17 protein-coding genes and 2 pseudogenes are annotated in these 22,005 nt (G+C 42.1%); 10 read left to right on the top strand and 9 right to left on the bottom strand.

Annotated elements, in window-relative coordinates; translation table 11 throughout:
- Positions 1–126 precede the first annotated feature (126 nt).
- From ACFE90_RS00915 to menH, 4 genes are all read left to right on the top strand, one after another.
- A complete protein-coding gene (locus ACFE90_RS00915; RefSeq protein ID WP_109011619.1) occupies positions 127–756 on the top strand; it encodes an NYN domain-containing protein in 630 nt (209 codons plus the stop codon).
- A complete protein-coding gene (lptC, locus tag ACFE90_RS00910; protein WP_375496891.1) occupies positions 756–1,967 on the top strand; it encodes an LPS export ABC transporter periplasmic protein LptC in 1,212 nt (403 codons plus the stop codon). Before ACFE90_RS00915 ends, lptC begins: the two co-directional genes overlap by 1 nt.
- A gap of 170 nt (positions 1,968–2,137) precedes the next feature.
- Positions 2,138–2,539, top strand: a complete 402-nt coding sequence (locus ACFE90_RS00905) for a metal-sensing transcriptional repressor (RefSeq protein WP_375496889.1) — start codon at positions 2,138–2,140, stop codon at positions 2,537–2,539.
- A 694-nt stretch (positions 2,540–3,233) separates the two neighbouring features.
- Positions 3,234–4,061 carry a 2-succinyl-6-hydroxy-2,4-cyclohexadiene-1-carboxylate synthase gene (gene menH / locus ACFE90_RS00900; protein WP_375496887.1) on the top strand — a complete coding sequence of 276 codons (828 nt, stop codon included), beginning with the start codon at positions 3,234–3,236 and terminating at the stop codon, positions 4,059–4,061.
- A 2-nt stretch (positions 4,062–4,063) separates the two neighbouring features.
- On the opposite strand, the gene ACFE90_RS00895 is transcribed toward menH, so the two are convergent.
- Positions 4,064–4,726, bottom strand: coding sequence for a glycoside hydrolase (locus ACFE90_RS00895; RefSeq protein ID WP_375496885.1), 663 nt, complete (start codon positions 4,724–4,726; stop codon positions 4,064–4,066).
- Positions 4,727–4,973: 247 nt separating this feature from the next.
- Positions 4,974–5,633 (bottom strand): NAD(P)H-binding protein, encoded by a 660-nt coding sequence (locus ACFE90_RS00890; RefSeq protein WP_375496883.1) that lies wholly within the window; start codon positions 5,631–5,633, stop codon positions 4,974–4,976.
- 178 nt (positions 5,634–5,811) lie between these two features.
- Between ACFE90_RS00890 and ACFE90_RS00885 the strand changes: the two genes are divergently transcribed.
- On the top strand, positions 5,812–6,486 hold the full coding sequence (locus ACFE90_RS00885; protein ID WP_375496881.1) for a DUF1997 domain-containing protein: 675 nt from the start codon (positions 5,812–5,814) through the stop codon (positions 6,484–6,486).
- Between the two features lie 58 nt (positions 6,487–6,544).
- On the opposite strand, the gene ACFE90_RS00880 is transcribed toward ACFE90_RS00885, so the two are convergent.
- Entirely contained in the window at positions 6,545–7,015 is a 471-nt protein-coding gene (locus ACFE90_RS00880) for a DUF4079 domain-containing protein (RefSeq protein WP_375496879.1), read from the bottom strand.
- A gap of 267 nt (positions 7,016–7,282) precedes the next feature.
- On the opposite strand from ACFE90_RS00880, the gene ACFE90_RS00875 reads away from it, so the two are divergent.
- Positions 7,283–8,566 (top strand): ankyrin repeat domain-containing protein, encoded by a 1,284-nt coding sequence (locus ACFE90_RS00875; protein ID WP_375496877.1) that lies wholly within the window; start codon positions 7,283–7,285, stop codon positions 8,564–8,566.
- Positions 8,567–8,577: 11 nt separating this feature from the next.
- On the opposite strand, the gene ACFE90_RS00870 is transcribed toward ACFE90_RS00875, so the two are convergent.
- Positions 8,578–8,736 carry a DUF29 family protein gene (locus tag ACFE90_RS00870; protein ID WP_375496875.1) on the bottom strand — a complete coding sequence of 53 codons (159 nt, stop codon included), beginning with the start codon at positions 8,734–8,736 and terminating at the stop codon, positions 8,578–8,580.
- A 135-nt stretch (positions 8,737–8,871) separates the two neighbouring features.
- Here ACFE90_RS00870 and ACFE90_RS00865 point away from each other — a divergent pair, with 135 nt between their 5' ends.
- Positions 8,872–9,318, top strand: coding sequence for a DUF4332 domain-containing protein (locus ACFE90_RS00865; RefSeq protein ID WP_375496873.1), 447 nt, complete (start codon positions 8,872–8,874; stop codon positions 9,316–9,318).
- 96 nt (positions 9,319–9,414) lie between these two features.
- Here the strand turns inward: ACFE90_RS00865 and ACFE90_RS00860 are convergent, their stop codons facing one another.
- On the bottom strand, positions 9,415–10,029 hold the full coding sequence (locus ACFE90_RS00860) for a TetR/AcrR family transcriptional regulator (protein WP_375496871.1): 615 nt from the start codon (positions 10,027–10,029) through the stop codon (positions 9,415–9,417).
- A 149-nt stretch (positions 10,030–10,178) separates the two neighbouring features.
- Here ACFE90_RS00860 and ACFE90_RS00855 point away from each other — a divergent pair, with 149 nt between their 5' ends.
- From ACFE90_RS00855 to ACFE90_RS00845, 3 genes and pseudogenes are all read left to right on the top strand, one after another.
- Positions 10,179–11,882 carry a M16 family metallopeptidase gene (locus tag ACFE90_RS00855; protein WP_375496869.1) on the top strand — a complete coding sequence of 568 codons (1,704 nt, stop codon included), beginning with the start codon at positions 10,179–10,181 and terminating at the stop codon, positions 11,880–11,882.
- A 58-nt stretch (positions 11,883–11,940) separates the two neighbouring features.
- The gene (locus ACFE90_RS00850) at positions 11,941–13,500 is read left to right on the top strand and encodes a M16 family metallopeptidase (protein ID WP_375496867.1); all 1,560 of its coding nucleotides are present in this window, start codon (positions 11,941–11,943) and stop codon (positions 13,498–13,500) included.
- A 364-nt stretch (positions 13,501–13,864) separates the two neighbouring features.
- A pseudogene (locus tag ACFE90_RS00845) lies at positions 13,865–14,506 on the top strand (Uma2 family endonuclease).
- A 184-nt stretch (positions 14,507–14,690) separates the two neighbouring features.
- On the opposite strand, the gene rpmB reads toward ACFE90_RS00845, so the two are convergent.
- The 4 genes and pseudogenes from rpmB to ACFE90_RS00825 all read right to left on the bottom strand — a co-directional run.
- Complete coding sequence (rpmB, locus tag ACFE90_RS00840; RefSeq protein ID WP_109011633.1) at positions 14,691–14,927, bottom strand: 50S ribosomal protein L28; 237 nt, start codon at positions 14,925–14,927, stop codon at positions 14,691–14,693.
- A gap of 137 nt (positions 14,928–15,064) precedes the next feature.
- Positions 15,065–17,050, bottom strand: coding sequence for a molecular chaperone HtpG (gene htpG / locus ACFE90_RS00835; RefSeq protein WP_375496865.1), 1,986 nt, complete (start codon positions 17,048–17,050; stop codon positions 15,065–15,067).
- Between the two features lie 240 nt (positions 17,051–17,290).
- Positions 17,291–20,821, bottom strand: coding sequence for a methionine synthase (gene metH, locus ACFE90_RS00830; protein WP_375496863.1), 3,531 nt, complete (start codon positions 20,819–20,821; stop codon positions 17,291–17,293).
- 366 nt (positions 20,822–21,187) lie between these two features.
- Positions 21,188–22,005, bottom strand: a pseudogene (locus ACFE90_RS00825) (hypothetical protein); the annotation flags it as partial.

Below are 22,005 nucleotides of genomic sequence, written 5' to 3'. Positions count from 1 at the left end.
CAAAAAATTTATCGGGGCTGAACTTAAATTAGTCCCGGAACATTATCATAAGCCGCTGTGACTAGCATCTAAAAGTTGGTAATTTGTATCAAAAATAACAGGGATAATAATTGAGGTATCACAATGATGTTGAATAATTTTGAAACCGATTCAATATTTACGCCAGAACAGGTTTTGGAGAATCGGGGTAGGGTCGCTATATTTATTGATGGCTCAAATCTATTTTACGCTGCACTGCAACTAGGGATTGAAATCGATTACACGAAGCTGTTGTATCGATTAACTGGAGGTTCTAGACTACTAAGGTCTTTTTTCTACACTGGTGTAGACCGGACAAACGAGAAGCAACAGGGGTTTCTGCTGTGGATGCGTCGCAATGGTTATCGAGTCATTGCTAAGGATCTAGTCCAGCTACCAGATGGCTCTAAAAAAGCTAACCTGGATGTAGAAATAGCAGTCGATATGATGGCGCTAGTAGATTCTTATGATACCGCAGTTTTAGTTAGCGGTGATGGGGATTTAGCTTATGCAGTAAATTCAGTTAGCTATCGCGGCGTGCGGGTAGAAGTAGTGAGCTTGCGTTCAATGACCAGCGACAGCTTAATTAATGTAAGCGATCGCTACATTGATTTAGAAGCCATCAAAGAAGATATTCAGAAAACCCCTCGTCAAAGCTATCCATACCGACCATTATCTGGTATCGGTTTTTTGGAAGACCCAAGAACTAGTGATGGACATCTAGAAATCCAAGAATAATGGCGTATCAATTTCATCAAAGGGGGAAACAGGGCGAGAGAAAAATTAAAAATTTCTCCTCTACTCCTCCCTTCTTTCTTTTCCCTTTAATTTTTTTATTAATATTTAGTTTAGTAAGCTGTGGGGAGAAATCTCCCACAGCTTCTCAACAAAATACTGCGGCTTCATCTAACAAAGATAGCAATTTGACTTTCTTTGATGTCACCTTAGAACAAGCAGATGAAGTAGGACGACCAATTTGGAAAGTCAGGGCTAAACAAGCACAATACACCAAAGAAAAACAAATTGGTCAAGCTGAAAGTCCTTATGGTGAACTATATCAAGATGGTAAAGTAGTTTACCAAATCAAGGCAGATGTCGCAGATATTGAACAAAATGGGAAGCAGTTATTTCTTAAAGGTAAGATATTTGCCACAGATCCTAATAATGGAATTGTATTGCAAGGTAATGAATTAGAATGGCGTCCCAAAGAAGATTTGTTGATTGTCCGCAACCAGATTAACGGTAGTCATAAACAACTACAAGCTGTGGCGCAGGAAGCGCGAGTCAAAACCCGCGAACAGCGCATGGAATTTTCTGGTAGGGTAGTAGCAAATTCCATAGATCCCCAGTTACAAGTAAGAACCGAGCATTTAATCTGGAATATTAAACAAGAAAAACTGATTGGCGATCGCCCTTTACAAATTGACCGTTACAAAGATAATAAAATTAGCGATCGCGGCAAAGGAAATTCTGCCGAAGTCAACTTAAAAACGAAAATTGCCACTATTCAACAAAATGCTCAATTAGATTTACTAGACCCACCAGTGCAAATAACTAGTAACTCTATGACCTGGAACATGAACGCAGAAACTGTCACTACAAATTCCCCCGTGCGGATATTCCAGCGTGCCGAAAATCTTACCGTCGCTGCCAATCAAGGTGAAATGAAAATACCACAAAAAACAGTTTATTTAACAGGTAACGTCAACGCCATTGGTCAGCGTCGCCAGTCTTTGAAATCTGATACATTAACTTGGTATTTAGACAATAAGTTAGTTGAAGCTCAGGGAAATGTAGTTTATCGACAAATTGACCCACGGTTAAATTTTAGAGGTGAAACAGCCGTTGGTAATCTGCAAACAGAAAATATTGTTGTTAAAGGCGGCACTTCTAGCGGTAGGGTAGTAACAGAAATCATTCCCCAAGAAAGAGCCAATCGTCAGCAGTAGAGTTAGGGGAATAGGGAGTAGGGAGTAGGGAATAGGGGGGACAAGGTGACTTGAGTGAGAATTGGGAACAAGTCTTTCACCTTGTCCCCAAGTCCTCTTACCCATGCCCACTGCCCACTCCCTACAAGCATTAGGCTAGGATTTTAGTACTACAAGTCTTCTGATAACCCATGAATGGATCAAACCGATTAAACAAGGAATCCTTGCCAACATCCCAACAAGCAGAACATTACCATCATCACGATACAGACCACGAGCATACAGATCATACTCATGAGGCTGGAGAATCGGCTCATCCTCACGTCCATAGCGAAGAGTCATTACGGCGAATTGCCAATCGATTATCGCGCATAGAAGGACATGTTCGTGGTATTAAAACAATGGTGCAGCAAAATAGCCCTTGCCCTGATGTTCTACTGCAAATTGCCGCAGTACGAGGCGCATTAGATAAGGTAGCGCGAATTGTTTTGGATGAACATTTAACTGAGTGTATTGCTAGAGCTGCACAAGAGGGTAATATTGACGTTGAAATTAAACAGTTAAAAGCTGCTTTAGATCGATTTTTACCCTAAGAATTAAAAAAATAAATAAAAAATTAACTAGCACAACAAAGCATTTTGTAAAGATGCAAGATTTGGTGTATTGACTCAGGCAAAGGGTTATTTATGCCAAAATTAACACAAGTGTCTTACGTGTATTAGAAAGGGACGTTTTGGCATTACCTATCTTGCCAAGGATGGAAAATGCAATGCCTACGGCGGCAAGCTACGCGTAGTTATTGTTTGAGCATAATGTATGGAAAATAAGAATAAAGAAAAAGCTCTCAATCAAATTTTGCTAGGGCTTGCTTTAAAATTTGTTCCATTGATTAGCCTGGGATTATTTAAGGAATATTTAAATAGTTTATTTACTATTTTACTTTTTATATAATACTATACTATTGTGACGATATTAAATATTATATACTATTTAATTACATCAAAAATCGAAAAAAGTGCATTTGTTTCGATAAAAAATATCAAGTTTCAATACAACCATTATTAAGTCAACGAGTTTTTATGATAGCTATATCTATTCCCTTTCTTATCTACTTTATTTATAATAGTTTTCCTAAAAATGATGCAATTATTCCTTATTATGTCAACGATGCTAAAACCTCTGAAACTAATTAGTTTTTTTATCTTATGAATATCTGTAAATCTTCTGCTTTGCTTTAATGGTAATAAAAAATCATATTAACTTAGCCTTTATATATCTCCTTTAACAATGACTTTAAAATATAAATTTAACTATTATTTAAATATTAATATAAACAAACCTATAATTCTTTTATTACATGGCTTTATGGGAAACATTAATGAATTCGATGAAGCTATAAAAATACTAACTGAAGACTTTTCTTATCTCAGCCTTGATTTACCCGGACATGGTAAAACCCAAGTTTTAGGAAGTGATGAATACTATACAATACAACCCACTGCTCAAGCAATAATCAATTTATTAGATGAATTAAAAATAGATAAATGCTACTTAATTGGTTATTCAATGGGTGGAAGGTTGGCTTTCTATCTAACTCTACATTTTCCAGAACGTTTTATTAAAGTTGTATTAGAATCAGCTACCCCAGGTTTAGTAACAGAAGCAGAACGATTAGAACGAGTTAGACGTGATGCTCAAATAGCTAGAAAATTAAGCAGAAGTATTATTCAAACTGATTTTGCTGCTTTTCTTTCAAATTGGTACAATCAACCAATTTTTGGTTATATAAAAAATCATCCAGAATATGAACGCATGATAGAAAGTCGGTTACAGAATAATCCATACGAATTAGATAAATCATTGCGCTTCATGGGAACTGGATGCCAACCTTCTTTGTGGGAAAAGCTACAAGAGAATAAAATTCCCCTGCTCTTATTAGTGGGTGAATATGATAAAAAATTTATATCTATTAATACGAAAATGGCTCAACTAGGTGAATTTACTCAACTAAAAATAATTAATAATGCTGGACATAATATTCACTTTGAAAATACCTTAGCTTTCGTAGAAAATATCAAAGATTTTTTATATGCAGCAAGTTCAAAATTAGGATAACCTCACTGCTTCCTCGGTAACTTATTCACTGCCTTGCTAGAAGGAGTTGGCGATGGTGTTAAATTCGGGGCTGTTGGTTGATTAGCTGCGGTCAATTCTTCTTGCAACATTTTCTGATAAAGTTTAGGCAAAGAACTACTAACAGAATTAGTTTCTATACCATATCCTAAACTTGTCCAGGTGGGAGAGAGCCGCCGCAAAACATCATTTAACTTTCCTTGACGCAACAGTTGAGAAAGATCAGTTCCCCAAACTTTAGAATCATTTAACCAACGATAAACTACTATATCTTGATATTCTGCTTCAAAACTATAAGCAGTCCAAAACATCATCTGCATCGGTTTTGGATGATAACGGGGGGCTAAACGATACCAAGTAATGTTAATAATTTGATATCTGCCAGCAGCAGTGGAACAATTACCTGTGTTGGGGCCTGTGACAATTGTGACGCATATCTCAGGATGTCGGCTAAGATCGTTGATTTGCTGTCCACCATACAACAGCGAATAAGGACGATTACCACTTGCTTCACTCGCCGAGATGGTTCGCATTAAAGCGCGGATATAGGGGTCGCCCTTTTTCATGACCAAAGGCGGCTGTTGAACTGCAAAGATGGGATCAGAAGGCGATCGCAAGTCTCCAATATACCATTGCAACAAATACACAAAGCCGAGAAGCGCGGCTATTGGCCCAATAAGTTTTTCAACACCTTTGAATTCAAAGCCTTTCAGAGTTGGACTCCTTCAAATTTGTTCTCTTTACTCACAAAATTGATTGACGCGCTCATTTTAGTAAAGTTCACTCCAATAGAGGCTGACTGTTCATAAGGGCACAGCAATGCTGTGCCCACGCGTGTTGTATCCAAGCAAGACACGCTATAAGAGTTTTAACTCCTAACTCCCCACTGGTTGATTACGCGACGTTAGCAAATAATTCCCCAAAAGTTTTAGAAGTAGCTTCCGGTTTGGCAACAATCTCGACAATTTTATTGCGTGCATCTGCTTCAAACAGCGCCTCAACAGCAACTTGGGCGACTTTTTGCCTGGGTATACTACCGTCAAACAGTGTATCAGCACTCTGCATCACGATCGCATCGGAGTTATCTTCATTCTTCAATCCACCAGGTCGCACAATCGTATAGGTAAGACCACTTTTCTGGATATACTCTTCAGCTTGCTTTTTCCACACTAAAATCAGCCAAAACAAGTTCAGTGGATGGAATAACTGCGAAGTACACAAAGAAGAAACTAAGACAAAATGCTCAATTCCCTTTGCTTTAGCAGCTTCTACTAAATTTTTAGTCCCTTCAAAATCTACTTTATAGGGGCCAGTGGGGTCAAAGCTAGGTTTTGCACCAGTAGCAACCAACAGAACTGTGCTATCTCCCAACACAGCAGTTAAATTTTCTGGTTGTAATACGTCGCCTACCACTAATTCGGCTTCAGGAGAGAGAATACCCCTAGCTTTCTCTATATCCCGCACTAAAGCCCGGACGGGAATATTCCGCGCTATCAACTCTTGCACAATCCGGCGACCTGTTTCACCCGTTGCCCCTGCTACAAATGCTTTCATGAGAAATGCTATCCTGGGAAACTATTGTGTGCTTGTTCAGTTCTTTATTTTAGTAATTCTATGGACTTGATGGTAGATTAATGAGGTTTCGGTAAAAATGGGATATTAGTGTGAAATGACCTAGGAACGTGGGGAATTATTAATATAGACGAACGCTAAAATATACATTAATCCATTTATGCTTTCAACAAACGGCGAATATAAATCCTGGGAAATAACAGAAGCAGTTTTACCTGTAGCCTCCAGCCAAGAAGCAGCCGAAGACACATTAATAGAAGCAAATGTAGCGACGGTCACGAAATTTTACGGCCGTTATCAAGATTTTATGGAAATGCCTGCCTCAGCAGAGAAGGTTGCTGAGTATCTTAATAATCACGCCTCATGGTTTTCGCGTTGCGCTGAACCCATGAAGGTGCAATTACTTGGGGAAAATGGCTACGCTCTAGTAATTGGTCGTTTTGGTGCTTTTGGTTATGATGTAGAACCTAAAATTGGTTTGGAATTGTTGCCTCCAGACGAGGGTATTTACCGCATCCGTACAATCCCTATCCCTGACTACCAACCGCCTGGTTATGACGTAGACTATCGGGCATCTCTACAGTTAATAGAAAACGATACTTCCACTAGCATTGGTGAGATTACCAGAGTTGAATGGGAATTGGATTTAATAGTTGATTTGCACTTTCCCAGGTTTATTCAGCGATTACCCAAGTCTATAATTCAATCTACAGGCGATCGCTTACTTAACCAAATTGTCCGCCAAGTCTCTCGCCGCTTAACTCGCAAAGTTCAAGAAGATTTTCATAAATATCTAGAAATACCTTTTCCTGCTAATTCCAAGCAAAAGCGGTGAGTCAACAATTATTTGTCATTTGTCATTAATTTTTGACAAATGACAAAGGACTACTTAACTATGCTTTAGTGAGAATTCTTTGGACAATTTGCACTCCGGTGACAGCCTGCCAAGCAAAAAGTCCCAAAAGGGTAAAATTCACCAGAATGTGAGTTGCTCGCGCCCAATTTGCCCCTTTTTGCATATAAGGCGACAAAGCAGCAGAAAATGCAATTAGACCCGTCATACCCAGTCCTGCAAGCAGGTGAGGCGCGACAAATAACTTGCCATTATTGATGTAAGTGACACCCATCCCTCCAATTGCACCTACCACCATCAAAGCTAGGAGTATAGACCCGATTTGGTAGTGTCTGACATTATATTTACCTTTAATCAGTTCTTTCTTTTCTTCCCCCTGAGCATTTCTGGTACGCTGTACTTGCAGCCCTAAGTAGGCAGCATAAATTGAAAGTACTAATAGCGCCCACATGAGCACCGGATGAAAGAAATTTAGCCAATATTTCACCGACGCAGAAAGTTCCAGACTCATCGTGTTCTCGCCCAATTATAAAATCTTCATAAAAATTAGCATAATTCTATTTTCTGTGCTTAAAGTTGCACAAACTAAAAGAAACTAACAAAGAGAAGAATTTTCATCAACCCAATAGCCAGAATGTTTGCCAAGACTGCTTTTATTGAATTTGAATTTAGAATGAGTGAATTTTGAATTGCATAAACCTCTTGCCAAAGTGGATAAACAATCTCAGACTAAATTTTGAGGGTAGACGAACAAAACCCCCTGTGTGGGATCTCATCCATGACTGAAAACAACGATACTTTGCTGCTACAAGCAGCTAAAAACGGGGATATTAAGCATCTGAGTGCCCTACTGGCTGCTGGTGCGAGGGTGGACGCGTGCGATCGCCAAGGCACGACGGCGTTAATGTTTGCTGCCAATTTAGGCTATACCGAAATTGTGCGATCGCTATTAGATGCTGGGGCAAATATCAACTTGCCCAGAAAACTCTATGGTTTGACAGTTTTGATGTTGGCGGCTAGTGCCAAACAGCTTGACATTTTGCAGCTTTTACTATCTAAAGGTGCTGATGTTAATGCCATTAATGAAGATGGCAGCACAGCTTTAATGGCAGCTGTAGTTAAAGGTCATGTCGATGTAGTGCGAGTTTTATTGGCTGCTGGTGCAAAGGTGAATATCGTAGATAAAGATGATGATACTGCCTTGAAACTCGCCATTAAGCAGGGACAAATAGAAGTTTTACAAGCAATTCTCCAAACTGGTGTCGATGTCAATATCCGAGATGAGGAAGGTGAGACACTCTTAACATTAGCGGCAGATTTGGGACATCTGGAGGTTGTGGAAGCACTGCTAACAGCCGGGGCTGATGTGAACGTGAAAAACGCCGATGGTGGAACTGCCCTATCGGCAGCAGCTGCTGCTGGACATAGTGCGATCGCAGCAGCTTTACTAAATCGAGGTGCTGAAATTAATCTTCAAGACCAAGATGGTGAAACTGCCCTACACCTTGCCGTTGTGGAAGGCTACATTGATGTCGTGCAAGTGTTGCTTAACAGGGGTGCAGATGTCCAAATTAGGAACCACCTGGGTGATACGCCACTGCTTGTAGCAGCGTTGCAGGGACACAGCCATATAGTAGAAGCATTGTTGCATTCCGGGGCAGATATTACTGAGAAAAACCTTGGTGAAGTACCTTTGACGCTGGCTGCATCACAGAGAAACATCGAAACAGTGAAAGTGCTGCTAGAGTATCGTGCTGATGCCAACACTGCGAGCGATGATGGCAAAACTGCTTTGATCAAGGCAACCGAACGCAAGCACACGGAGATAATACACTTGTTGCTGGCAAATGGGGCAGATGTGAATTTTCAAGACTCAGCGAAAGCAACAGCGTTGATGTGGGCTGCCTCAGTAGGTGACGGCGAAATCGTGCAGTTGTTACTCCAAGCTGGGGCTGATGTGAATTTGAAAAACCGAGGTGGTTATACTGCTTTAATGATTGCAGAATTTAATGGTTATAAAAATGTGGTGCGGAGCCTGCAAAAAGCTGGGGCGCAAGAATAGCTAATAGCCATCTAAAATCTTTTGTTTCTTGATTTGCCAGACGATAATAATTCTTCTGACTGAGCATTTTTTTCAAATTGTCCAGCACGAATGAGTTGCACAGTTTTTTCTGTCCATGCGACAAAATCTGTTTCATATAACTGGGCTGTGCTTTTCGGAATCGGGGTCATAAACTTCCTGCAATTCACCGTAGACGAGCAAAATTGAAAAGATTTTACGCCCATTTTAACGTCAGAGGCTATGCGAGGCGATCGCGTCTTGTTCCTGTCACAATATCTAAATAAGCCTATATTTTAATTTCAAGAATGTCTGCTAAAAATACAAATAATCAAAGTCGTATCCAATCTCGTGACTGGCCAATTGAGCAATTACCTGGACTAAGCCACGAGGAACAATCTCAACTGCACAATTGTGGAATTCCTAGCACAGTAGCGCTAATCAAACAAGGGAAAACTCTAGAGAAAAGACTAGCATTAGCAAATAAACTACAGATTCATCTTCAGTATGTAAATAAATGGATGGCTTTAGCTGACTTAGCACGTATTCCCAGTGTAGGCATACAATATTGTGGTTTATTGCTCCATGCAGGTATTGCTTCAGTTGCACAGTTAGCTCAAACTCCCACTCACAGATTGCACCAACAAATTATGCGCTTGCAGGTAACAACAATGCAGCGACGAGATTTATGTCCAGCGATTGAATTAGTACAACAGTGGAGTCAACAAGCGAAAATAGTGGGGAATGGGGAATAGGGAGTGAGGGATGAGGGAGCAGAGGAGGCAGGAGGAGCAGGGGAAGCAGAGGGGAAATAAGCAATGCCCAATGTCCAATTTCCAATTCCCAATTCCTTAATCTTTGGATAAAACACCATTAAGGAAGATATCAGCAAGTCCTTCTGCCATTTCCTGCATTTGTTGAGGGGAGGCATCAGGTTCCATAAGGGTGTTGTTGGAAAAACCTGCGATCGCAAACATTCCTAAAAAAACTTTGGCTACCAGCTTGGCGTCCATTTGGCGATAAATGCCTTTATCCATCGCTGTTTGAAAAAATGCTTCGCCCACATCGGACATTTTGGTAATGACTTCTAATTGAATGCGATCGCGTAAATCGGGGTGAAACTGCACCTCCATAAAACAAACGCGCATTAAATCGGCATTTTTTTGGAAATTCCACATTCGGCGACGCATCACCTGAGCTACGGCTTTATAGCTGCCCATTTCACTTAATTCTGTCAGCAAATCTGTAAGAATCTCCACCCATCCACTCGTCGCTACTTCCACCAAAATTGCCTTTTTATTGGCAAAATGACGAAATAGAGTCCCTTCAGCTACACCTGCCGCCTGTGCTAAATCACGGGTGGTAGTGCCGTCAAATCCCTGAGCGGCGAACAACCGTTGTGCTGCCTGCAAAATCCGGGTGCGCGTTTGAGCCTCTGAGGGTGGGGAAGAATTAAAAACTCGCATAACAGTTATGGTGAAATTTGCGGAACACGATTTGTAGCATTATTGTCTAACGTCAAGTAAAAAAGCCTAATAAACTTAATACAAGATTAACGTCTTTTTGCTGAATACCTAGTTTTTTGGGTAGTGTAACTTTATCTTAATTTTTGCTTATGAACCAGATCAGTCGGTCAATTTTAAATTTTAGATTGGAGACTTCGACTTACCTCGGCTCCGCTCGGCACAAGTCGCTCAATCGAACGATTTTAGATTGGTCAGATAAGGTATTTGTCATATTGCGGCGGTTGTTTGTCGCTTTGTTGGCTTTGATCGTTTTCTGGTGGGGATTGCTGCCAGAAATTGCTTTAGCTCAAACTCAAACCGCACCCCCTCCCCAAAGAGTGCTGCAACCTACAAAAACTCAAACTCCAACAGTTGAAAGTTCGATCCAACCTTATCTGAATCGAGTTATCAAGGAGTTAACGGAGTTTCGCCTCGACAATGGTCTAAAATTCATTGTCTTGGAACGACATCAAGCACCTGTAGTTTCTTTTATTACTTATGCGAATGTCGGTGGAGTGGATGAGTCAGATGGCAAAACTGGTGTAGCTCACTTTTTAGAACATTTGGCGTTTAAAGGCACAACGCGCATTGGTACAGAAGACTACAAGGCAGAAAAACCTCTATTAGAAACCTTAGAACGATTGGATGCTCAAATTAAAACAGCGAAAGCCGATGGCAAAAAAGATGAGGTTGCTCGGTTAGAAGCTAAGTTTAAGCAAGTAGAAGCGCAAGCAGGGAAACTTGTCAAGCAAAACGAATTGGGGCAAATTGTCGAACAAGCGGGAGGTGTAGGTTTAAATGCCAATACTTCAACTGAAGCTACCCGTTATTTCTACAGCTTTCCTGCCAATAAGCTGGAACTTTGGATGTCGCTGGAGTCGGAACGATTTCTCGATCCTGTAATTCGTCGTGAGTTTTATAAAGAAAAAGATGTAATTTTAGAGGAGCGACGGATGCGGGTGGAAAATTCACCCATTGGACTGATGTTAGAGAAATTTATTGATACTGCTTATAAAGTTCATCCTTACAGACGTCCGGTGATTGGTTATGACGAAGATATCCGCAATTTAACACCAGAAGATGTCCAAAAGTTTTTTGATACTCACTATGTACCAAGTAATTTAACTATTGCCATTGTCGGAGATATTAACCCGGCTGAGGTAAAAAAACTGGCGCAAACTTATTTTGGCCGCTATCAAGCAAAAACCAAAGCTGTTGAAGAAATCCCGGTGGAACCGTCACAACAACAAACACGGGAAGTTACTTTACAGCTACCTTCTCAACCCTGGTATTTAGAAGGTTATCATCGTCCGGCAATTACCCATCCAGATAATGCAGTCTATGAAATCATTGGCAGTTTATTAAGTGATGGACGCACGTCGCGGTTGTATAAGTCTTTGGTAGAAAAGCAACGTTTGGCGCTCAATGCCCAAGGTTTTAGCGGATTTCCTGGGGATAAATACTCAAACATGATGTTATTCTATGCTCTCACGGCTCCTGGTCATACGGTTGATGAGTTGGCGGTGGCTTTGCGCCAAGAAATCGACAAATTAAAAACTGAGCCTGTAGCGACGGTTGATTTGGAACGGGTGAAAACCCAAGCACGGGCGGGTTTGTTACGTACCCTCGATTCAAATATGGGGATGGCTCAACAATTGTTGGAATATGAGGTGAAAACTGGCTCTTGGCGGAATTTATTTAAGCAGTTGGATGATATTTCGGCAGTAACAACGGCTGATATTGTGCGGGTAGCAAAGGAGACGTTTACGCCAAAAAACCGCACGGTTGGGAAGCTGTTGTCGAAAGAAGGATGAAAACGTAGACGCAAAGCGGCTACCGCAAAGGGCGCAAAGGGCGCAAAGGAAGAGAGATATGCAGAGGTACAAGGTGAAGGGTAAAAAATTCAAAATTCAAAATGACGCTCGCGGACTCGCTAACGCTGCGCTAACAAAATTCAAAATTCAAAATGGGAAGGGGCTTATTTATGCTTTGGTTGGTGTTTTTGCGTGTTTACTTCTAACTTGTAATTTTTCTCTGGCGGCGACGGCTGAGGCAAAGCATTATACTGAATTGCAGTTGCCACCGCTACCTGAGATTAAGTTACCCAAGTATGAGAGGTTTGTTCTCCAAAACGGCTTGGTTGTCTATTTGATGGAGGATCACGAATTGCCGTTAGTGAATGGGACGGCGTTTGTGCGGACAGGAAATCGCTTTGAACCACAACAAAAAGTTGGTTTAGCTGGTTTTACAGGTGCGGTGATGCGAACTGGAGGAACTAAGAAGCATTCGCCTGATGAACTCAACGAGATATTGGAACAACGGGCGGCATCTGTGGAAGCTAGTATTGGTGAAGCTTCTGGTAGTGCTAGCTTTGACGCTTTGAGTGAAGATTTAGAAACGGTGTTTGGGCTGTTTACCGAGGTGCTGCGATCGCCAGTATTTGCTCAAGAAAAGCTAGACTTGGCTAAGACACAAGCTAAGGGTGGCATTGCCCGTCGCAATGACAATCCAGATAGTATTGCTAGTCGAGAATTTAAGAAATTGATCTATGGAAAAGATAGTCCATACTCTCGCACCATAGAGTATGCAACGGTGGATCAGGTTGAGCGTGAGGATTTGCTCAAGTTTTATCAGCAATATTTCCATCCCAATAATATGATTCTGGGGATTGTGGGGGATTTTGATTCCAAAAAAATGCGATCGCTCATTCAAGCTAATTTTGGCGACTGGAACCGCAACCCAGGTATTGCTAAACCCAAATTACCAAACGTTTCGCCAGCTAATACAGGTGGAGTCTTTTTTGTCAATCAGCCACAATTAACACAAAGTAGTGTGCTTATCGGCCATTTAGGTGGACGGTTTGACAATCCTGATTATCCGGCACTCGATGTATTGAATGGAGTGTTAAATGGATTTGGTGGACGCTTATTTAATGAAGTGCGATCGCGTCAAGGTTTAGCTTACTCTGTTTATGGCGAGTGGAGTCCCCGTTTCGACTATCCTGGCATGTTTATTGCTGGTGGACAAACGCGATCGGATGCTACCGTCCAGTTTGTCAAAGCCTTACAAGATGAAATCAAGCGCATCCAAACTCAAAGAGTTACAGCAAAAGAACTAGCTTTTGCCAAAGAGTCTACACTCAACTCCTTTGTATTTAACTTTCAAGACCCCAGCCAAACCTTATCACGGTTGATACGATACGAATATTACGGCTATCCTGCTGATTTTCTTTTTCGCTATCAAAAAGCCGTCGCCGCTACCACATCTGCTGATGTGCAACGAGTCGCACGAGAATACCTTAAGCCAGAAAAGATAGTGACTCTAGTGGTGGGGAATCAAACCGCTATTCAACCGCCATTAACGCAGCTAGCAGCAAAGGTGACACCAATAGATGTAACGATTCCTGGTTCGCAGCCACAGGTGAAGAATTAATTTGCGCTATTAACAAGGTATCCTCCTCTAGATTTCCTAATAATCACCGTGATGTTATGAGTACTTGTGATAATTTCCTTCATTATCGGGAAATGACTAAGGACAAATTGTAGTAAGCAATAGAAACTAAATCAGGAACCAAAGCCTCTGGAGTTTCCAGAGGTTTTTTTTTAAATTACACTTTTCTAGGAGCGATCGCCCCATACACTTTAATAAAGAGTTTTTAAGCAGGCGAGATCCGACGACAAACTGCTGCGTGTCCAAGCATCCGACAATTTAGTGATGAAGCAGCAAAAAATTGTCGCAGCGCATTAGTTAACTGAAGTAAGCTAAATTTAGGTTTGAGCTACTGGGAGTGGAAATGATGTTGTTGGAATTAAAGCGCATCCATGTTCCACCAGGACAAAGGGTGTTACTGCGAGATGTAACCTGGCAGGAATTGGAAGCAATTCTAGAGGATTTAGGTGAACACCGTGCTGCACGAATTGCTTATGACAGGGGAATACTGGAGATTATGGCACCACTGCCAGAACATGAATATGACAAAGAAATTATTGGTGATTTAGTAAAAGCCCTTTTGGAAGAGCTAAATACTGAGTTTATCAGCCTTGGTTCTACCACTTTCAAAAATCAAGTAATGGCTCAAGGTATAGAACCTGACCAGTGTTTCTATATAAAAAATGAATCCAAGATTCGTGGCAAAAAGCGACTAGATTTAACAATAGACCTCCCTCCAGATTTAGCTCTATAAATTGATATTACTTCTCGCACTCATCCTAATATTTATGAAGCTTTAAAAATACCTGAGCTTTGGCGTTTTGATAAAGGAAAGCTCCAAATTAATGTTCTGCAAGATGGCCATTATGTAGAGTCTCAGCAAAGCCTAAATTTTCCTGTATTCCCATTAATTGAAACGATTCCCAAATATCTTGACCAAAGTACAACAGCAGGCAGAAATGCAACGCTCAAGGCTTTTCGTCTTTGGGTAAAAAAGCAGATACAATAGCAATGAATGAATAAATAATTTGTAATGACGCTCCTACGTCGCTACCGCTACGCTAACGTAATTTGTAATTAATTTTAGGTAGATATCTGCCTAACTTCGACCTCTATATTTTGATCTGGTAACGTTAAGACAAGTCGGCTCGGTGAACCAAGAATCCCACGGCTTCAAGCCGTGGGAGTGTCAATTAGTAATGATTTAGGTTAATGCCAGCTTCTTTTGCCATTGCTTCTAACCCATTAATTTGTAGGGTTTTGATTGCTTTGGTAGACAGCTTTAACTTCACCCAACGATTTCCAGCTTCCCACCAAACACGCTTGCTTTGCAGATTAGCGTGCTGAAGGCGTTTAGTACGGCGGTGGGAGTGGGAAACAGCAAAGGCGTTATTTGCCTTCTTACCAGTTAGTTCACAGCGACGCGACATAGCAAGTATCTCCAGATTGTTATTTTAATACAGCCTTTCCATTTTAGGTCTTAGGCAACAGAAGTGGGGAGTAGAGAGTGGGGAGATGAGGGAGCAGGGGTGAGAAATAACTCCTAACTCCTAACTCCTAACTATTCTTACTTACTAGCTTGTTCCGTCAGCTTGGTGAGTACCTCATTTGATCGCTCTACGAAAGATTTCATTCCGTCAGCGTCAAATCCTTTCTGAGACATCAGCGCTAAATCGTAAACGTGTTGGCAAATCAAGTTCACTAACTGATCTGTAGGCGATTGACCGTCTCCTTGAATAATACTACCTTGGTTAAGATTTGCCAGATTTTGAATCAACGGATGAGCAGTATTCACCAGCAAAACGTGATCTTCGGGAAACTCTGCTGACTGCTGCTGCATCATGGCGTTCATTTCCCGCATACGGCGGAGAATCTCTGGTAGAAGCACGATCGCAGGTGGTGTACCATGAGGATCGTCTGATTTTAAAGCTTCGGTGCGGATATTGAGTTTGGGTTTGTTGAGAGATTTCTCAAATAACTCTTTGATCGTCTCACTCCGAGTTTTGTTTGTCTTGGGATCAACAATTTCCGTAGCTTTGTCTTGTTCCAGCAGAGTATTATCTAAGTCAGAATCCACCCGTGTAAATTTGACATCCTGATATTCCCGCTCTAGGAAGTTGATAAAGTGGGTGTCGATGAAGGAGTCCATAAACAGGACTTCCAAACCTTGATTGTTGTGCAGTTCTATATAGGTAGCTTGAGTTGCTTCATCCGTGCTGTAGAAAACCCGGTTTTCGTTACGTTCTTTGTTGCGTTCTAGATACTCTTTGAGTGTGGTGTAAGGAGCGCTGGGTGTTGAGTCAGAACTGGGTGAAGGAGTGACATCTTGCCAAGCATCCCCTTCTGAAGACTGTACTTCAACGACTGGAGTTTCAGCAGCAACTTTTTCTGTCAGCTTGGCGGTGGTACGGAAGACGATGATATCTTCGATTTGTTTTTTGAATTTCTCATCGTTGAGAACGCCGAATTTTACAAAAGTACCAAGATCCTTCCAAGCGCTAATGTATTGTTCGCGGTTGTCGCGGAAAAGTTCTTTGAGGCGATCGCCTACTTTTTTGGCAATATAATCACCGATTCTCCGCACGGTGCGATCGCCTTGCAAAGCACTACGCGATACGTTCAGAGGAATATCGGTACTATCAATCACACCCCGCATTGGAGTCAGAAATTGCGGGATAATTTCCTCGCAGTTGTCGCTAACAAAAACTTGGTTGCAAAATAGCTTGATTTGCCCTTTCGTAACATCTACATCCGGCCTCATTTTGGGAAAATACAGAATCCCGTTGATAATAAAGGGATAGTCTGTATTTAAATGTACCCACAACAGAGGTTCTTCCTGAAAAGGATACAAGTAGCGGTAAAACTCTAAATAATCTTCTTGACTTAGGTTACTTGGAGACTCTCGCCACGGTGCTTTTTGCTTATTTAATACTTCGCCTTCCAGTTTTATCGGTACTGGCAAGAAGTCACAGTAGGTCTTTACAAGATTCTTAATTCGTGCATCCTCTAAAAATTCCTCTTCTTCTCCTTGCAGGCTAAGAGTAATAGTAGTGCCGCGAGTTGTCCGGGGCGATTCTTCTAGGGTGAAAGCTGGGGAACCATCGCAAGTCCAGTGAACCGCCTGCGCTCCTTCTTGGTATGACAGTGTATCAATCTCTACCTTTTGCGCCACCATGAAGGAAGAGTAAAAACCAAGACCGAAGTGGCCAATTATCGGTTGATCTGATTTGCCTTCATATTTATGAATAAATTCTTCAGCACTAGAGAAGGCAACCTGATTGATATATTTCTTAACTTCATCTGCGGTCATCCCGATACCGTTATCGGAGATGGAGAGAGTTTTCTTATCTTTGTCAATGGCAATTTCAATTTCTGGTTCGCCGATATCTCCAGCGTAGTCTCCGGCGCGGGATACCATTTTCAGCTTTTGGATAGCGTCTACAGCGTTGGATACGAGTTCCCGCAAGAAGATTTGGTGATCTGAGTAAAGCGATTTCTTAATGATCGGGAAAATATTCTCAGTATGAATACTGATAGTGCCTTGTTCTAGCATAATTGGTAATTCTTCGATGTTAGTATCTGAAATGATGATAGTGGTTAATACAGCCTCACCTTCTGTTTTCCAGGATAAACCCGGAGAACACAGAAGCGCATGATACCAATTAGGATTTTAAAAGCATAGCTTAGGCGATCGCACGTTTTTTTAGCGTTGTTTGCCCCCATTTTCTTATTCGGATTTCCCTACCCCTTGAACCCTCGCCAGAAGTGAGATGAGGGTTCAATGGGTAAGATTCTACGCGCTAAAGTATTTTGCTAATGGGTGGTAAGCAATAATCGCAGTGGTAGACTGTTCTGGATAAAGTTGTTCACTTTCATCCATATACAAGTTAATCCTGTCAGTCTGCAATAACTCCAGTTGCTTGTATTGGTCTTGAATATTTGGACAAGCCGGATACCCAAAACTATACCGTGAGCCACGATAGCGTTGTGCTAATATATCCCGAATATTGTCGGGTTCCTCAGCAGCAAAACCTAACTCCCGGCGAATTCTGGCGTGTGTCCATTCAGCCACAGCCTCTGCCACCTGCACTGCCATGCCGTGGAAATACAGATAATCGGTGTATTGATTAGCTGCAAACAGCTTTTGGGCAAACTCTGTGGCAATTTCCCCTACAGTCACCGCTTGCATGGGGAATACATCAATAATTCCTGACTCCTTCGGTGCAAAGAAATCTGCTATGCACAGCCGCCTTAAAGACTTCTGTCTGGGGAATTCAAAAGTTGCAACCTCTTGTAATTGGTTCTTTGAATCATATATATGTAGAGAATTTCCCTCGGCTTGACAAGGGAAATACCCGTAAATCACTTGGGGATGCAACAGATTTTCTTCAATAATTCGCTGTTTCCAAGTTTCTAAAATTGGGTATACTTTCTCAGCCAAGAAAGCCTGATATTCTTCCTTAGATTGTTCCTTTGGTTTGCGGAATTGCCATTGTCCAGCAACTAAAGCTTGTAAATCTAAGTACCAGAATATTTCCTCAATGGGAATATCACTAGGCTGCAATAATTGCGTTCCCCAGAAAGGCGGCGTGGGACGTTCAATATCTATAGCTACAGCATCAGAACGTCTCGTATCTACTTCTTTTGGTTCAGCAGATGTTGTTTCATCATCAGTTGTAGCTTTTAGTTCTTTTTGACCATTTGTCGAAACTTCAGCAGTTTCGACTTCGTTCAAAAATCCCTGCAAATCTTCCCAGTTACCAGTAGCCTTTGCTGGCATTAATTTATCCATGAAGTGCAAGTCAGAAAAGGCATCTTTGCCATACACAACTTTACCTTTATAGGTTTTTTGGCAATCTTCATGCACAAATTTGGGAGTCAGCGCCGCACCACCTAAAATCACAGGGACACTAATTCCCTTTTCATTGAATACCTCCAAGTTCTCTTTCATGAAGGCGGTGGATTTTACCAGCAAACCACTCATGGCAATACAATCAGCTTTGTTCTGTTCGTAAGCGTTGATGATGTTTTCTACCGGCTGCTTAATTCCCAGGTTAATCACCTTGTAGCCATTGTTGGACAAGATGATATCCACCAAGTTTTTACCAATGTCGTGGACATCGCCTTTGACTGTGGCAATGATAAAGGTTCCTTTGGCATTATTACCTGATTCTGATTTTTCCATGAACGGTTCTAGAAACGCAACAGCCGCTTTCATGGTTTCCGCAGATTGCAAGACGAAGGGTAGCTGCATTTGTCCAGAACCGAATAATTCCCCGACAACTTTCATGCCATCTAGCAAGAAGGTGTTGATAATTTCTAAGGGGGGATGTTCTTCTAAGGCTTTTTTAAGATGTTCTTCTAAGCCAATGCGTTCGCCGTCGATGATGTGGCGTTTTAGACGTTCTGGGATGGGGAGACTTTCATCTAAGGAGCGATCGCGCTTAGTTGTCACCCCGGCAAACGCTGTGGTAAGCTCTCCCAAGGGATCGTAAACGCAAGCATTACCCTCAAACTTCCGCTCATCATAAATCAACTGGCGACAGATTTCTTGATGACGTGCCTCAATCTTCGATAGCGGTAAAATTTTGTTAGCGCTGACAATGGCTGCATCCATTCCCGCCGTCGTCGCCTCGTGCAAAAACACCGAGTTCAGCACCATCCGCGAGGCTGGATTCAAACCAAAAGAAATATTGGAAACACCCAAAATTACATGGCATCCAGGCAATTCTTGACGAATCCGCCGGATAGATTCAATGGTGGCTTTACCGTTTTCTCGGTCTTCTTCAATCCCGGTGGAAATGGGTAACGCCAGGGTATCAAAGAATATTTCTGTGGGTGGTATGCCATATTCTACAGCTTGACGGTAGGCACGCTGTGCGATCGCAAACTTTTTATCTGCTGTCCGCGCCATCCCATCTTCATCGATAGTACCAATGACTACACCAGCACCGTATTTTTTCGCTAACTCCAGCACTTTCAAAAAGCGCGGTTCCCCATCTTCGTAGTTGGTGGAGTTCAGCAAACACTTACCACCGGCAACCTTTAAACCCGCCTCCATCTTTTCCCATTCGGTGGAGTCAAGCATTAAAGGCAATGTCACGTTATTAACAATGCGCGAAACTAATTCGTGCATATCCCGCACGCCGTCGCGTCCCACATAATCGACGTTGACATCGAGGATGTGTGCGCCTTCTTTTACTTGCGCCCTTGCCATTGAAACCAGTCCATCCCAATCTTCGGCGTTTAGCAAATCGCGGCACTTCTTGGAACCACTGGCGTTAAGACGTTCGCCAACAATCAGGAAGGAATTATCTTGGTCGTATGACTGAGTGGTGTAAATTGATGCTGCTGCTGGTTCTAAGCTAGGATGTCTAACTTTTGGCTTCAGACCTTTAGCAACTTCTGCCAATTGTTGAATGTGTTCTGGACGCGTCCCACAGCAACCCCCAATCACTTGGACACCCAAATCTTCAACAAAGTGCATCAGCGACATCCGTAATTCCAACGGTGTCAGGCGGTAGTGCGCTTGACCACCAACGTTCTCAGGTAAACCCGCGTTGGGAATACAGGAAACGATGAAAGGTGAATGTTCTGCCAAATACTTGATATGTGGTTTCATCAAGTCTGGGCCTGTGGCGCAGTTTAGACCAAGAATATCTATTGGGTAAGGTTCTAGAATTGTCAACACAGCGCTGATTTCTGAACCAACCAACATTGTGCCCATGCTTTCCATTGTCACAGACACCATCAACGGACGGCGATCGCCTTTTTTGGCAAACACTTCTTCAATTCCATTCAGCGCCGCTTTAATTTGCAGCACATCTTGGCAAGTTTCCACCAGAAATAAATCGACACCACCATCCCATAGCGCTTCTGCTTGTTCAGCAAAAGTCGCTTTCATGGTGTCAAAGTCAATATGTCCCAAGGTAGGGAGTTTAGTTGTCGGACCGATGGAACCTGCCACAAACCGGGGTTTTTCTGGCGTGGAAAATTCCGCCGCCACACGCTTGGCTAATTCTGCGGCTGTCTTGCTGAGGTAGTAGGCTTGGTCTGCCAAGTCATATTCTGCCAGCACCAGGGACGTACTGCCAAAGGTATCTGTTTCAATCACATCAGCACCAGCAGCGAGAAAGTCACGGTGAACCTTAGCGACTGCTTCGGGTTTCGTGTGGACTAAGTATTCGTTACAACCTTCATACTGTGGGCCGCCGAAGTCTTCAGCAGTCAGGTTTTGGGTTTGTAAGTTGGTTCCCATCGCCCCGTCGAAGACGAGGACTGGGCTATCTGGACTACGCAGGCGTTCAAGGAAAGGATAAGTCATATTTTCCTAGAAGAATTTGGGTCAGTCGTACAATATTCGACTTACTTTATTATTTTCCCAAATTGTGATATTTTTGGCAGTTTTTAATCAAGCGATAACATAATTAGCAACTTCCAAAAAAAAATATCCCAAAACTGACCAAAAATCCTCTCTATTTTTCCTCTGTCTGTGTTCTCTGCGTTTCTATGGTTGGTAATTTATTTCTTGGAAATCCCTGATAATTTCAAGTATAAAGTTCTAATTCTTTTTTGGCTTTGATTTTTCTTTCATCCATTAAAGTGATGAAAGAGCGTTAGAGTGCGTCAAAGCAACTTTCATCCCAGTCTAAAAAAGCTGAAAGTTGCTGAGATGGAAATAATTTTAGTTTTAGGTCAAAGCGCTGTAGGAGAAAGAGCCATCTGCAAAAATAAAATTCTCAAACCCAGCCGTGGACATGAGACTGAGATTTCCATTGTTATTGAAGGTAATGTTAGCAGGATTAAGGGCATTGCCTGAAATCACACCTGAAATGGTGAGTTCAGAACGATTGAAGGTACTGAGGTCAAGGGTATCCCAGCCGCACCCGCCATCAACAGTTGCAACACCAAAACCTTTAAAGTAGTCATTCCCATTCCCTAGATCAATGTTGTTCCCACCACCGATAGTGACTTTCTGTTGAACTGTATCTATGGTACTGGTGGCAATAATGTCATCATTGCCATTGCCAGTCTTGATGGTTCCCTGTCCATAAATGCCATAGGCAGTATCACCAATTGTTACTGTCGCCTGACCAGTAAGAATGTCACGACCATTACCAGTATTAATGACTCCATCATTAAAGATGCCATAAGCGGTGGCGTTTTTTCCTGAGCTATTCCCATAACCTGTAATCGTGTCGTTGCCACACCCTGTAATGATGGTGGTATTTTTAATGTTCTGGATGCCAATACCAGTACCACTATTGCCGATATAGTAGTCACCGTTACCGCCGTTGCCGCCAATACCTGTGCCAGCGATCGTGTTATTTCCGTCCCCGGCATTCAGACTGCCACTGTTAGCGATGCCAGTTCCAGTACCGCCATCGCCGCCATAATAAATACTAATGTCGTTGCCGCCAGTACCGTTACCGGTGATAGTGTCATTTCCGTCCCCGGCATTCAGACTGCCAGTGTTGCTGATGCCAATCCCCGTACCGCCGTTGCCAC

The organism is uncultured Nostoc sp., from assembly GCF_964245445.1.
Lineage (GTDB): Bacteria > Cyanobacteriota > Cyanobacteriia > Cyanobacteriales > Nostocaceae > Nostoc.
This window is presented reverse-complemented; position numbering and strand designations above follow the sequence as displayed.

What these genes read in the sequence shown, in the direction of transcription:
- ACFE90_RS00915 (WP_109011619.1), top strand. Translation starts at nt 127, where the DNA reads ATGTTGAATAATTTTGAAACCGATTCAATATTTACGCCAGAACAGGTT.
- lptC (WP_375496891.1), top strand. Translation starts at nt 756, where the DNA reads ATGGCGTATCAATTTCATCAAAGGGGGAAACAGGGCGAGAGAAAAATT.
- ACFE90_RS00905 (WP_375496889.1), top strand. Translation starts at nt 2,138, where the DNA reads ATGAATGGATCAAACCGATTAAACAAGGAATCCTTGCCAACATCCCAA.
- menH (WP_375496887.1), top strand. Translation starts at nt 3,234, where the DNA reads ATGACTTTAAAATATAAATTTAACTATTATTTAAATATTAATATAAAC.
- ACFE90_RS00890 (WP_375496883.1), bottom strand. Translation starts at nt 5,633, where the DNA reads ATGAAAGCATTTGTAGCAGGGGCAACGGGTGAAACAGGTCGCCGGATT.
- ACFE90_RS00885 (WP_375496881.1), top strand. Translation starts at nt 5,812, where the DNA reads ATGCTTTCAACAAACGGCGAATATAAATCCTGGGAAATAACAGAAGCA.
- ACFE90_RS00880 (WP_375496879.1), bottom strand. Translation starts at nt 7,015, where the DNA reads ATGAGTCTGGAACTTTCTGCGTCGGTGAAATATTGGCTAAATTTCTTT.
- ACFE90_RS00875 (WP_375496877.1), top strand. Translation starts at nt 7,283, where the DNA reads ATGACTGAAAACAACGATACTTTGCTGCTACAAGCAGCTAAAAACGGG.
- ACFE90_RS00870 (WP_375496875.1), bottom strand. Translation starts at nt 8,736, where the DNA reads ATGACCCCGATTCCGAAAAGCACAGCCCAGTTATATGAAACAGATTTT.
- ACFE90_RS00865 (WP_375496873.1), top strand. Translation starts at nt 8,872, where the DNA reads ATGTCTGCTAAAAATACAAATAATCAAAGTCGTATCCAATCTCGTGAC.
- ACFE90_RS00860 (WP_375496871.1), bottom strand. Translation starts at nt 10,029, where the DNA reads ATGCGAGTTTTTAATTCTTCCCCACCCTCAGAGGCTCAAACGCGCACC.
- ACFE90_RS00855 (WP_375496869.1), top strand. Translation starts at nt 10,179, where the DNA reads ATGAACCAGATCAGTCGGTCAATTTTAAATTTTAGATTGGAGACTTCG.
- ACFE90_RS00850 (WP_375496867.1), top strand. Translation starts at nt 11,941, where the DNA reads ATGCAGAGGTACAAGGTGAAGGGTAAAAAATTCAAAATTCAAAATGAC.
- rpmB (WP_109011633.1), bottom strand. Translation starts at nt 14,927, where the DNA reads ATGTCGCGTCGCTGTGAACTAACTGGTAAGAAGGCAAATAACGCCTTT.
- htpG (WP_375496865.1), bottom strand. Translation starts at nt 17,050, where the DNA reads ATGCTAGAACAAGGCACTATCAGTATTCATACTGAGAATATTTTCCCG.
- metH (WP_375496863.1), bottom strand. Translation starts at nt 20,821, where the DNA reads ATGACTTATCCTTTCCTTGAACGCCTGCGTAGTCCAGATAGCCCAGTC.